This window comes from Streptomyces sp. SudanB52_2052, assembly GCF_964272415.1.
Taxonomy (GTDB): Bacteria; Actinomycetota; Actinomycetes; order Streptomycetales; family Streptomycetaceae; genus Streptomyces; species Streptomyces olindensis.
Genome location: NZ_OZ186796.1, coordinates 978,267 through 991,637, shown reverse-complemented (window position 1 = coordinate 991,637; position 13,371 = coordinate 978,267). Strand labels below are relative to the sequence as shown.

Genomic DNA, 13,371 nt, shown 5'->3' with positions numbered 1-13,371 from the left:
GACAGCTCCTTCCGTCCGCCGCTCCCGGCTCCGGTCGGCCGGTGACGTTCCGTCGGGTCGTGGTTCAGTCGACGCCGATACCGTCGGTTCCGAACTCGTGGTCGATGATCTTCAGCAGGTCGTCGGTGCTGACCTCGTCGAGGTCCGCGTCGGCGTCGCCGGGACCGCCACCTGGGGGCGGCGGGGCGAGCGCGTCGGCCAGCGCCAGCAGCCGGTCGCGGACGGCTGTCCGCTCTCCGGCCTCGACGGGCGCCGCCTCCAGGGCGGCGGTCAGCCCGTCCAGTTGCTCGTGCACCGACCCGGCCGGCGCTCCCGAGCCGTCCTCGCCCAGACGGCCCGTCAGGAACCGGGCCAAGGCCTGCGGACTGGGATGGTCGAAGACCAGCGTCACGGGCAGCGGCAGACCGGTCGCCGCACGCAGCCGGTTGCGCAGGGCCACCGCGGTGAGCGAGTCGAACCCCAGCTCCTTGAACGTCCGGCCGGGAGCCGGCCGGTCGGCGGGGGAGTGGCCCAGCACCGCGGACACCTCGGCGGTCACCACGTCCAGCACCTCCCGGGCGCGGGCCGCCTCGGGCAGCCGCGCCAGCCGCCGCAGCCGCTCCCCGTCGGCGCTCGTCCCCCCGGCGTCCGGGGGTGCGCCCCGCTCCAGCGCGCCGCGCACGGCAGGGATCTCGTCGAGCAGCGGCCGGGGCCTCGCCGAGGCGAACACCGGCGCGAACGTCTCCCAGCGGACGTCCACCAGAGCCACCGGGCGACCGCCGCCGGCGGCCAGTTCCCGGCCGAGTCCGGCCAGCGCGAGCCGCGGCTCCAGCAGGGGCAGCCCCTGCCGCTCCAACTGCTCCTCGTCCAGTTCCGCGGGAAGTTCGTCGCTGCGCCACGCGCCGAAGGCGACCGCCGTGGCCGCGCGCCCCCGCTGCCGCAGCTGCTCGGCGTACGCGTCGAGGAACGCGTTGGCCGCCGCGTAGGCACCGTGCTCCCCACTGCCCCAGACGGCGGCGATGGAGGAGAAGAACACCAGCTCCGGCGGGTCGTCGGGGTCCGCGAGTTCCGCCAGGTGAACCGCACCGAGCGCCTTCGCCCCCAGCACGTCCGCCAGTTCGGCGGCACCGGTGGCGGTCAGCGGCGCCAGGCGGGTGGCGGTGGCCGCGTGCACGACCGCCCGCACCGGGCCGCCCAGGCGCGCGGCCTCCCGCAGCAGCGCCCGCACGGACTCCCGGTCGGTGATGTCGCACGACAGCGCCGTCACACCGGTGCCACGACCGGCGAGTTCGGCGGACAGCGCGGCGTGGCCGGGCGCGTCGGGCCCGCGGCGGCTGACCAGGACGACGTGCTCGGCGCCGCCGTCGGCGAGCCAGCGCGCCAGATGCGGCGCCAGCGCCCCCGAGCCCCCGGTGACCACGACGGTGCCGCCCGGCCGCCACACCGGGCCCCCGGCGGGCACCGGGGCGGGCACCAGCCGCCGCACCCGGGCACCACCCGGACGGATCGCGAGCTGGTCCTCCTCGCCGGCCCCGCCCGCCAGGACGGCGCACAGCCGCCGCCACTCCTCGGCGCCGGGCTCCCGCGGCAGATCGATCAGACCGCCCCACACCTGGGGCTGCTCCAGGGCCACCACCCGGCCCAGGCCCCAGACCTGCGCCTGGACGGGGTGCAGCAGCGGATCGCCGTCGAAGGCACTCACCGCACCACACGTCAGCGACCACAGCGGAACCCTCGTCCCGAGGTCGGCCAGCGCCTGCACCAACCCGAGCAGCGCCGCCACGCCGGACGGCAGCGCGCCGTGCGCCGGATGCGGCCGCTCGTCCAGCGCCAGCAGCGACAGCACTCCGTCGACCGGTCCGCCCGCCGACGCCTCCGCCACCCGCTCCGCGATGCCCGCGCGGTCCTCAGGGCCCGCGCCGGTCAGCTCCAGCACCGTGACCCGGGCGCCCCGGGCAGCCAGGGCACCGAGCGCCGCCTCGGCCCAGTCGGCCGACCGCTCCCCGGACGCGCCCGGCGTCACCAGCAGCCAGTGCCCGGCGGGGCCCGGCACCGGCCGCTCGGTGACGGGGCGCCACACCACCTCGTAACGTCGGCCGGTGAGCGCGGCGTCGACGCGACTCCGCGTGCGCCATTCGTGCAGTGCCGGGACGACCTCGCGCAGCGCGTCCTCGCCGACCCCGGGCAGTTCCCGGCCCAGGGCGGCCGCGTCGGCCCGCTCCACCAGGGACCAGAACCGCTCGTCGCCGTCGTGCCCGCGGTCCTGCCCCGGCCCGACCCCGGCCCGGTCGGCGAGCCAGTAGCGGCGCCGCCGGAACGGGTACGTGGGCAGGGGCACGGCCCGCGCGCCGGGGAAGAGCGACCGCCAGTCGGGCACCACACCGGCGGCGTACGCCTCCGCGAGGGCCTGCCGGAACCGCGGTTCACCGCCCTCGCCGCGGCGCAGCGTGCCCAGCGCCCGGCCGTCGGTCCCGGCCGCGTCGAGGCACTCCTCGACGGCCGGCGCCAGCACCGGGTGGGGGCTCATCTCCAGGAACACGGTGTGCCCCGCGTCCATCAGCCGCTCCACCGCCCGCGCGAACAGCACCGGCGCACGCAGATTTCGGTACCAGTAGTCGGCGTCCAGCGTCTCGGTGGGCAGCAGCTCTCCCGTGACGGTCGAGCAGAACGGCACCGCACCGGCCCGCGCCGTGACGCCGGAGAGCTCGCGCAGCAACTCCTCGCGCACGGGCTCCACCAGCGCCGAGTGCGAGGCGTACGCGATGGGCACCGGCCGGGTCCGCACGCCCTGCCGCGCGCAGTGCGCCAGGTAGGCCGCCACGGCGTCGGAGTCGCCCGCGATCACCGTGGCCGACGGCCCGTTGACGGCCGCGACGCCGATGTCGCCCTCCCACGCGTCCAGTTGACGTTCCGCCTCCTCGGCGGGCAGGGCCACCGAGGCCATGGAGCCGCGCCCGGACAGCGCGCCCACGACCCTGCTGCGCGCGGCCACCAGCCGGGCGCCGTCCTCCAGCGACAGCGCGCCCGCCGCCACGGCCGCGGCGAACTCGCCCTGCGAGTGCCCCACGACCGCCGCCGGCGCGACCCCGTGGTGCCGCCACAGCTCGGCCAGCGACACCATCACCGCCCACAGCAGCGGCTGTACGACGTCGTCACGGCCCCAGCACGCGTCGTCCGCGGGGGCCTCCAGCATGCTCCGCAGCTCCCAGCCGGTGTGCGGGGCGAGGGCCTCGCCGCAGCGCCGCATCCACGCGGCGAACACCGGCTCCTCGTCCCACAGCGCGACCGCCATGCCGGACCACTGCGAGCCCTGGCCGGAGAAGACGAACACCGGGCGCGCCGCACCGGGCACCGCCCGCCCGCGCACCAGTCGCGGCGACGTGCCGTCCACGGCCAGGGCGTCGAGGCCCGCCACCAGGTCGTCCACGCCGACGCCCAGCACCACGGCGCGCTCCGCGAAGGCCGCCCGGGTCGTCGCCAGCGACCAGCCCACGTCGCCGACCCGACCCCCGTACCCACCGCGCACGGCATCGGCCAGGTCGCCGGCCCGGGCCCGCAACGCCTCCTCCGACCGGGCCGACAACACCCACAGCGCGGTCCGGGAGCCCTGTGCCTCGTCGGCACGCTGCCCGGCTTCCGGCTCCGCCGACGGCGGCTGTGCCGCTGCTTCCGCCGGGTTCCCGCGCTGCTCGAGCGGTGCCTGTTCCAGGACGACGTGCGCGTTCGTGCCGCTGATGCCGAAGGCCGAGACCGCGGCGCGGCGGGGCCGGTCCGCCGTGGGCCAGGGGGTGTCGTCCGCCAGCAGTGCCACCCCGCCCGACGCCCAGTCGACGTGCCGGGAGGGCCGCTCGGCGTGCAGGGTGCGCGGCAGGCGGCCGTGCCGCATGGCCTGCACCATTTTGATGACGCCGGCGACGCCGGCCGCGGCTTGGGTGTGCCCGATGTTGGACTTCACCGACCCCAGCCACAGCGGCTGTTCCGCCGTGTGCTCACTCCCGTACGTCGCCAGCAGCGCCTGGGCCTCGATGGGGTCGCCCAGGGTCGTGCCCGTGCCGTGCGCCTCCACCGCGTCGATCTGCCGCGCGGTGAGTCGTGCGTCGGCCAGGGCCTGGGCGATCACCCGCTGCTGGGACGGGCCGTTGGGCGCGGTGAGCCCGTTGGACGCGCCGTCGGAGTTGACCGCGCTGCCCCGGATCACGGCCAGCACCGGATGCCCGTTCGCCTGCGCGTCGGCGAGCCGTTCGAGGACCAGCAGGCCCGCGCCCTCGGCCCAGCCGGTGCCGTCGGCGTCGTCGGAGAACGACTTGCAGCGTCCGTCGGCGGCCAGCCCGCGCTGCCGTGAGAACTCCACGAACATGCCCGGCGTCGACATCACCGTGGCGCCGCCGGCCAGCGCCAGCCCGCACTCCCCGAGACGCAGCGCCCGCGCCGCGAGATGCACGGCCACCAGCGACGAGGAACAGGCGGTGTCCACGGTCAGCGCCGGCCCCTCCAGACCGAGCGTGTACGCGATCCGCCCGGAGACGACACTGGGCGTGGTCCCGGTCAGCACGTAGCCCTCGGCGCCGTCGTCCGCCTCGTGCAGCCGTGGCCCGTAGTCCGTCGCCGACGCCCCCGCGAACACACCCGTGGCCGATCCGCGCAGCCGGTCGGCCGCGATCCCGGCCCGCTCCAGCGCCTCCCAGGCCAGTTCCAGCAGCAGCCGCTGCTGCGGATCCATCGCCATGGCCTCGCGCGGCGACACCCCGAACAACTCGGCGTCGAACTCGGGCAGGTCGTACAGGAACCCGCCGCGGCGGGCGTAGCTCGTGCCGGCCCGGTCGGGGTCGGCGTCGAACACGGCCTCCAGGTCCCAGCCCCGGTCGGCGGGGAACTCGCCGATCGCGTCCCCGCCCGTCGCCACCAGCTCCCACAGGGCGTCGGGCGACACCGCCCCACCGGGATAGCGGCAGGCCATCCCGATCACCGCGATCGGCTCGTGCTCGCGCTGCTCCATCGCCTGCAGCCGCTGCCGGGTCTGTTGCAGATCGGCGGTGACCGCCTTCAGGTACGAGCGGAGCTTTTCCTCGTTGCTGGCCATGGAACGCCTTCGGGAACGGCGCCCGCGGACCCCTGCGGGGCAGGGGCCCGCGCGCGGATGCGGACCGGCGGGGCTGCGTTCGGCGGGAAGCGGCCCGTGCCCGCCAGGGGACACGGACCGCCGGTGGTCACAGGGCCGGCTTGCGGGCCGAGGCGACCACGTAGTCCAGCGACTTGAGCTCCTCGGTGAGCGTGTCCTGGTCGCGGTGCGCGACGGCGACCATCTTGTAGAAGAGCGTGCTGGAGCGGCGCTGGAAGGACGGGTCCTGCACCCGGCGCACGTGGTACTGCCGCCACTGCTCGTAGACGTTGTCGCGGATCGAGCGGACCTCGACGGTGTCGAAGCCGGCGGAGGCCAGCAGATCGCCGTAGCGGTCGCGCGGGTACCAGTTGGAGTCGTCGATCATGATGCGGATCCACTTGATGGCGTGGGACCTGATGTCGGCCTTGGCCTTGCCGCCCGCCATCGGGATGATGTCGGCGGTGACCAGCACACCGCCGGGCTTCAGCACGCGGTAGGCCTCGGCGAAGAAGTCCGCGCGGGTGTCGAAGTGGAAGGCCGACTCCAGGGCCACCACCTTGTCGACGCTGTTGTCCGGCAGCGGGATCGCGGTGGCCGAGCCCTCACGGAAGTCGACCCGGTCCAGCAGGCCCAGCTTGCGGGCCCGTTCCTGCGCGACCCGGATGTGGATCTTGGTGATGTTGATGCCGATGATCTTTTCCGGCCCGTACCGGTCGACCCAGTGGAAGTCCTGGTCGCCGTATCCGAAACCGACGTCGAGGACGGTGTCGTCGGGCTTGAACTCGGCGGTGTCCGCCACGACGTCGGCCAGCGTCTCCGCGGCCTCGTCCAGCGTGGTGCAACCGGGTTTCCAGTAACCGAGGTTGTAGTAATGGGTGTCCTCGACCACGAGCCGGTCCGGTGGGTACATCTCGTACAGCCGCGCGGTCTTCTTCTCGGGGTCTGACGTTGTACGGACCAGGAACAGGTTTCCCAGCATCCGCATGTCCTGCCACAGTGCCGACAGCTTCACGACGGCGATCCCTTTCTGCGATCGGGCGCCCGAGACGGCCGCGGAATCCCACATCTGACGAACGGGAAGCTAGGAGCGGCCGCTAAAGACCGCCTTGGTCCGGGCTAGACGAGCCACGGCCGGTGTGAGCAATGAGGTGCCGGACGCACACGGGAGGAACGGCGGCGCGGACACACCGCCGACGTCGCCTGCACGCGCCGCCACCACCGGCCGGCCAGTCGGCACCGCGCCGGGCGCGCCCTGACGTTTTGGCGTCGCTTTGGTGGCGCCGCCCAGCATGCTCCCCGGGCCGGACGAGCCCGCAGCGCCGTCAGGGAGGAGCACCCATGCTGGACGAGGCCGCACGCAAACGCGTCGCTCTGGAGTACTGCCGGCGGATCAACGAGGGCGACGTGGACGGCGTCCTCTCCCTCTTCGCCGATCCGCCGCACGTCGAGGACCCGGTCGGCGACAGGACCTTCACCGACCGCGCCGCCTACCGCTCCCACCTGGCCGGCCTGGTCGCCTACGGCGTCCACGAGACCCCTGGCACCCCTGTCGCCGCCCTCGACGGCGAACACGTGGCCCTTCCCATCGTGGCCGAACTCCGCCCGGAACAGGTGCCGCAGGGAAAGATAGTGCGGATCTCCCTGATTGCGCTGATGCGGATCGACGCGAGCGGCCTCATCCGCCACATGAGGGTTTTCAGCGGCCATACGGACATGTCACTCCACGCGATGTCCGACGCGGCGCCGAGCCGGCACTTCCGGGACTTCGGCAATTCTTAGGGCCGCTTTAGCAGCCGTGCGGAAACTCGCCGAAAGCATGCCTTCGCCTTTCGCCACGACCGGATCGAGTGCGGATGTCCAAGGAAGACAAGCTCGTCGAGTACCTGAAATGGGTCACCGCCGAACTGCACGAGGCGCAGCAGCGGCTCTCCGTCTTGGAGACCGGGGCGCGGGAGCCGGTGGCGATCGTCTCGATGGCCTGCCGGTACCCGGGCGGAGTGCGCTCGCCCGAGGAGCTGTGGACGCTGGTCGCCGAGGGCACGGACGCGATCTCCGGCTTCCCCGACGACCGGGGCTGGGACCTCGACGGCCTCTTCGACCCCGACCCGGACGCGACCGGCAGGAGCTACGCGCGCGAAGGCGGCTTCCTGCGCGACGCGGCGGCGTTCGACGCGGCGTTCTTCGGCATCAGCCCCCGGGAGGCCACGGCGACCGACCCGCAGCAGCGCCTGCTCCTGGAGACGGCCTGGGAGACCTTCGAACGTGCGGGCCTGGATCCGCACACCCTGAAGGGCAGCAGGACCGGCGTGTACGCGGGCGTGATGTACAGCGAGTACGTCGCCCGCCTCCTCGACCGGCTGCCCAGCGGCTACGACGGTTTCCTCGGCAACGGCAGTGCGGCGAGCGTGGCCTCCGGCCGGGTGGCCTACACCTTCGGTCTCGAAGGTCCGGCCGTCACCGTGGACACCGCCTGCTCGTCCTCCCTGGTCTCCCTCCACCTCGCGGCACAGGCGCTGCGCAACGGCGAGTGCGAGATGGCCCTGGCCGGTGGTGTCACGGTGATGTCCACTCCGGGGGTGTTCGTCGAGTTCTCCCGGCAGCGGGGGCTGGCTCCCGACGGCCGTTGCAAGCCCTTCGCCGACGCCGCCGACGGCACCGGCTGGGGCGAGGGCGTCGGCCTCGTGCTCCTGGAGCGGCTGTCCGACGCGCAGCGCAACGGCCACCCGGTGCTCGCGGTGCTGCGCGGCTCGGCCGTGAATCAGGACGGGGCCTCCAACGGCCTGACCGCCCCCAACGGCCCCTCCCAGCAACGCGTGATCCAACAAGCGCTGGCGGACGCGCGGTTGAGTGCGAGCCAGGTGGACGCGGTCGAGGCGCACGGCACGGGCACGACCCTGGGCGACCCCATCGAGGCCCAGGCGCTGCTGGCGACGTACGGGAGTGAGCACACGGCGGAACAGCCGCTGTGGCTGGGGTCGGTGAAGTCCAACATCGGGCACACCCAGGCCGCGGCCGGCGTCGCAGGCGTCATCAAGATGATCGAAGCGATGCGCCAGGGGGTTCTGCCGTCGACTCTGCACGTGGATGAGCCGTCCCGGCATGTCGACTGGAGCGCGGGCGCGGTGTCCCTGCTGACCGAGTCACGGCCGTGGCCGGACACCGGCCGTCCGCGCCGGGCCGCGGTGTCCTCCTTCGGCATCAGCGGCACCAACGCCCACGTCATCCTCGAAGCCGCCCCCGAACCCGCGCCCGAGGAGCAGGACACCGACACGACCATGCCGGTCCCGGTCGTGCTCTCGGCCCGCACGGCCCGGGCCCTGACCCACACCGCACACCGCCTCGCCGCATACGTCGACACCCACCCGCGGACCGACGTGGGGACCCTGGCCGCGCGCCTGTGGTCGGGCCGGGCGCACCTGGAGCACCGCGCGGGCATCGTCACCGCCGACCGCGCCACACTCCGAGCCGCGCTCACCGCCCTGGCCGCCGGCCGGGACCACGCGGCCCTGATCACCACCCCCGGCCGCGTCACGACACCCGCCCGATGGGCCGTCATGTTCTCCGGTCAGGGCAGCCAACGCCCCGGCATGGGGGCCCAGCTCTACCAGACCTTCCCCGCCTACGCCCGCGCCCTGGACGACGTGTGCGCAGCCCTCGACCCCCACCTCGACACACCCCTACGAGACGTTCTCTTCGCCGAACCAGGCAGTGAACTCGCCACCCTGCTGGACACCACCCTCTACACCCAGCCCGCCCTCTTCGCCCACCACACCGCCGCCTACCGCCTCCTGCAAACCCACGGCGCAACCCCCCACGCCCTCATCGGCCACTCCATCGGCGAAATCTCCGCCGCCCACCTCACCGGCACCCTCCCCCTCGAACTCGCCGCCGACATGGTCGCCACCCGCGCCCACCTCCTGCACACCCTCCCCCCCGGCACCAGCATGCTCGCCGCCCTCACCGACCCCCACACCCTCACCACCCACCTCACCGAACACCCCCACATAGAAATCGCCGCCTACAACTCACCCACCGCCACCACCCTCGCCGGACCCACCCCCGCCCTCAACCAACTCGCCCACCAACTCACCGCGGCCGGCATCCGCACCCGCCCCCTCAACGTCACCCACGCCTTCCACAGCGCCCACACCGAACCCATCCTCGACACCTTCACCACCCACCTCACCGACCTCTTCGCCCGCCACACCCTCGGCACCCCCACCATCCCCGTCATCTCCAACCTCACCGGCACCCCCGCCACCCCCCACCAACACCACGACCCCACCTACTGGACCCACCACATTCGCCAACCCGTCCACTTCCACCAAGGCATCACCCACCTCACCGAAACCGAACACATCACCCTCTTCACCGAACTCGGACCCCACCCCACCCTCACCCCCCACCTCCCCACCACCACCCACACCACCCGCCACCAACCCGACGAAACCCACACCCACCTCACCACCCTCACCACCCTCCACACCCACCACCACGGCGTCGACCTCACACCCCATCTCCCCACCCACCCCCACCACCTCGACCTGCCCACCTACCCCTTCCAACACCAGCCCTACTGGCTCCGGCCCGACCCCGCCAAGGCGAGCGCATCGCGGCCCGGCGAAGCCGAGTTGTGGGAGGCGTTGGAGCGGGAGGACGTGGACGGCGCGGTGGCGGCGCTGGGTGTGCCGGACACGGACGTCAAGGTGTGGCGGAAGGCGCTGCCCGGGCTCGCCGCCTGGCGGCGGCAGCGGGGTTGGGGCCACCGTCTCGACTGGGAGGCCCTGGACGAGGAACCGGCGTCGCCGCCGGCCGGCACCTGGGTGGTGCTGGTGCCCGCGCGGGCCGAGGAGCACCCGGCGGTACGGACCGTCCGGGACGCTCTGGCCGAGGGCGGTGCGGGCGTCGCGGAGGTCGCCGTGGAGCGGGACACGGGGCGTTCGGCGCTCGCCGCGAGCCTGCGTGCGGCGCTGACCTCCTCCTCCCACGACCCGGTATCCGGCGTGCTGTCGCTGCTCGCGTGCGCCGACGCCGAGCAGCACGGGGCGGACGGCCTGGAACTGTCCGCCACGCTGCTGCACGCCCTGGACGACGCGGCCGCGCAGGTGCCGGTGTGGTTCGTGACCACGGGAGCCGTCTCGGTCGGCACGGACCCGCTCGCCGACCCGGGCCAGGCGCGCGTCTGGGGACTGGCGCAGTCCGCTGCCGCCGCCGAACACCCCGAACGCTGGGGCGGTTTGGTGGACCTGCCGAGGAACGGGTCGGGGGACGAGCGGACGCGGGAGCGCCTCAGGACCGTGCTGACGGGGCATGCGGGCCGTGCGGGCGCACGCGAGGACCAGGTGGCCGTCCGGCCCGAGGGCGTCTTCGGCCGGCGGCTGCGGCCTGTCGACCTCACCGGCGCGGGTTCCGGCGCGGCCCTCGCCGCGGACGGGACGGTGCTGGTGACGGGCGTGCCGGGGGCGCTCGCCGGTGAGATCGCCCTGCGGCTCGCCCGGGACGGCGTACGGCATCTGCTGCTGGCCGCGGACCCGGGCGCCGAGGAGGGCGTGGCCGAACTCGTTGCCGCGCTCGGGGAGTCGGGTGCCGAGGCAACCGTGGTGCCGGTCGACCTCACCGACCGTGCCGCCGTGGCCGCGCTGCTTCGCACCGTCGCGCCGGAGCACCCGCTGACGGCGGTCGTGCACCTGGCCGCGGAGCTCGACGACACCGTGGTCGGTGCCGTGGACGGCGAGGACATCCACCGTCTGCTCGGGCCGGCCGCTGCCGCCGTGACCCAGCTGTGCGAACTGACCACGCGGCGGGGCCTGGCCGCGTTCCTGATCTGCACGTCGGTGGTGGGCGCCCTGGGAGCGGCCGGGCTCGGCGGGCAGGGCGCCGTGCACGCCCATCTGACGGCGCTGGCGCAGACGTACCGGGAGCGGGGTCTGCCCGTCACGGCGGTGGCCTGCGGCCCCTGGCACGCGCCGGACGGGGCGGAGACCGCGGCCGGGAAGCACCTGCGTTACCAGGGGATCCGCCCGCTGCCGCCGCGGCTCGCGGCCCGGACGCTGGTGCGGGCGGTGGGGCACCCCGCCCGGAGCCTCGTCCTGGTGGACGTCGACCGGGAGCGCTACGCCGGGCAGACCGGGCAGTCAGGGCAGGGCGTGGCGGGTTCGCTGCTGCGCTCCCTCCTGGACGCCGACGGAACGGGTGCGGCCGACGGCGTCGCGTCCGAGCCCGGCACCGGCGACGAACTCGGCACCGGCGACGAACTCGGTGAGGCCGCCGCCCGGTTGTGGCACCGGCTGCTGAGCGCCTCCGCCGCCGAACGCGCGGCCCTGCTGCTCGACCTGCTGCGGGACACGGCCGCCGAGGTGCTCGGCCACGCGGACGCGGCGGGCATCCCCGGGGACGCCCAGTTCACGGAACTCGGGTTCTCCTCCTTCACCGCCCTCGAACTGTGCAACCGGATCGCCGCCCGGTCCGGGGTGCGGATCCCGCCCATGGCGATCTTCGACCACCCCACCCCCGAGGCCCTGGCGGGCCACCTGGTGACCACGCTCGACGCGGAGACCGACCTCGCGCCGCCCGCCGGTGACACGTCCCCGACGACGTGAACGACGTGCCCGTACCGACCTATGTTCTTCCCGAAGGAGCCCTGTCATGAGTGAGCCGGTCGTCGTCGTGGGAGCCGGGCCCGCCGGTCTGATGCTCGCCTGCGAACTGGCCATGCGAGACGTCCCCGCGGTCCTCGTGGACCCCCATCCCGCACAGCGCCTCGAGGCGCCGGCCATGGCGATCAACGCGGGCACCCTGGAACTGCTGGACCAGCGGGGCCTCGCCGACGGGCTGCGGGAGGGCACGGTCACCTTCCCCGAGGTCCGCTTCGCCGACCTGCCGCTGGCCTTCGACAAGGTGCCGGGGCCCCGCGAGGCGACCCACATGGTGCTGCAGTCCCGCCTGGAGAAGACCCTCATCGACCGGGCCCTCGAACTCGGCGTGGACCTGCGCTGGGGCACCCGGCTCACCGGCTTCGAGCAGGCGCCCGACGGCTCCCGCGTCACCGCGGTCCTGGTTTCGGACTCCGGCGAGGAGCGGCTGACGTGCCGCTACCTGGTGGGCTGTGACGGACGGGACAGCCTGGTCCGCGAGGGGGCAGGCATCGACTACGTCGGGGACGACTGGGTGATCGTGCGGGGGATCGTCGGCGACGTCGCGATCGACCGCGCGGACGTGGCGCCCGAACAGTACGGCCTGTCGTACACCCCGAACGGCGACCAGTTCCTCGGTGCCCCGCTCAACCCCGGGACGATGCGCGTGTTCAGCGCCGAGTTCACCACCCGCCCGCCGGAGTTCGAGGACGGACCGGCGACCCTGGAGCAGCTGGGCGCCGTCGTGCGGCGGCTCACCGGGACGGAACTCAAGGCGACCGAGGCGCACTGGCTGCGCCACTACTCGATCATCACCCGCAACGCCGAGCGCTACCGCGAGGGCCGCGTCTTCCTCGCGGGCGACGCCGCGCACGTCCACTACCCGTACAACGGCCAGGGCATCGGCACCGCCGTCGGCGACGCGGTGAACCTCGGCTGGAAGATCGCCGCCGAGGTGCACGGCTGGGCGCCCGAGGGCCTGCTGGACACCTACCACGAGGAACGGCACGCGGCGGGCCGCATGGCCTGCATGAACATCCAGGCGCAGCTCGCCCTGCTCTACCCCCGCGCGCTGGCCCGCTACATGCGCGAGATGCTGGCGGAGTTCCTCACCTTCGACGACGTCAACGTGTTCCTGGCCGAGTTGGTGACCAACCTCGGCCCGGCCGTCCCGATGCGTTACGAGGGCTTCCCGGAGCCGCCCGAGCGGGACCGGCTGCTGGGCCGCCGGCTGCCGCGGGCGCGCGTCAAGACCGCGAGCGGGGAGGTCGCGGTGGCCGAGACCCTGCACGGTGGCCGCGGTGTCCTGCTCGACCTGTCCGGCCACACCGGCGGGCCGGACGTGGACGGCTGGACGGACCGGGTCGACGTGGTGCGGGCCCAGCCCGTGGCGGACTGGCCGGCCACCCTGCTGCTGCGCCCGGACGGCTGTGTCGCCTGGCACGACGGTGCCGGCTGGGGAGAGGACGTCCTGCGGGCCGCGCTCACCACCTGGTTCGGCGCCGCCACCGGCTGACCCGGGGCGTCCGCCCCGCACCGGCAGGCGAGACCAAGGGCGGCTTTAGGCCAATCGCACAGCATGACCGCGTCGGTACCGGGCCTGCCGTCGTGGGCCTCGCCCGGCCCGTTCCCCCAGCACATCCGCCCGTCAGAAGGGAC

The 13,371-nt window shown here is 74.1% G+C and carries 5 protein-coding genes; 3 read left to right on the top strand and 2 right to left on the bottom strand.

Going from position 1 to position 13,371, the window contains the following annotated elements; all coding sequences use genetic code 11:
- Positions 1-64 precede the first annotated feature (64 nt).
- Together ACSUPV_RS04500 and ACSUPV_RS04495 are read right to left on the bottom strand one after the other, a co-directional pair.
- Positions 65-5,059: a type I polyketide synthase gene (locus ACSUPV_RS04500; protein ID WP_436946955.1), complete on the bottom strand. Its 4,995-nt coding sequence runs from the start codon at positions 5,057-5,059 to the stop codon at positions 65-67.
- Between the two features lie 127 nt (positions 5,060-5,186).
- The gene (locus ACSUPV_RS04495) at positions 5,187-6,092 is read right to left on the bottom strand and encodes a methyltransferase domain-containing protein (RefSeq protein WP_436946954.1); all 906 of its coding nucleotides are present in this window, start codon (positions 6,090-6,092) and stop codon (positions 5,187-5,189) included.
- Positions 6,093-6,418: 326 nt separating this feature from the next.
- On the opposite strand from ACSUPV_RS04495, the gene ACSUPV_RS04490 reads away from it, so the two are divergent.
- The 3 genes from ACSUPV_RS04490 to ACSUPV_RS04480 all read left to right on the top strand — a co-directional run bounded on the left by ACSUPV_RS04490 (position 6,419) and on the right by ACSUPV_RS04480 (position 13,228).
- Positions 6,419-6,859, top strand: a complete 441-nt coding sequence (locus tag ACSUPV_RS04490; RefSeq protein WP_037764843.1) for a nuclear transport factor 2 family protein — start codon at positions 6,419-6,421, stop codon at positions 6,857-6,859.
- Positions 6,860-6,927: 68 nt separating this feature from the next.
- Positions 6,928-11,679 (top strand): type I polyketide synthase, encoded by a 4,752-nt coding sequence (locus tag ACSUPV_RS04485; RefSeq protein WP_436946953.1) that lies wholly within the window; start codon positions 6,928-6,930, stop codon positions 11,677-11,679.
- Positions 11,680-11,725: 46 nt separating this feature from the next.
- Complete coding sequence (locus tag ACSUPV_RS04480) at positions 11,726-13,228, top strand: FAD-dependent monooxygenase (RefSeq protein ID WP_037764841.1); 1,503 nt, start codon at positions 11,726-11,728, stop codon at positions 13,226-13,228.
- Positions 13,229-13,371: the final 143 nt, after the last annotated feature.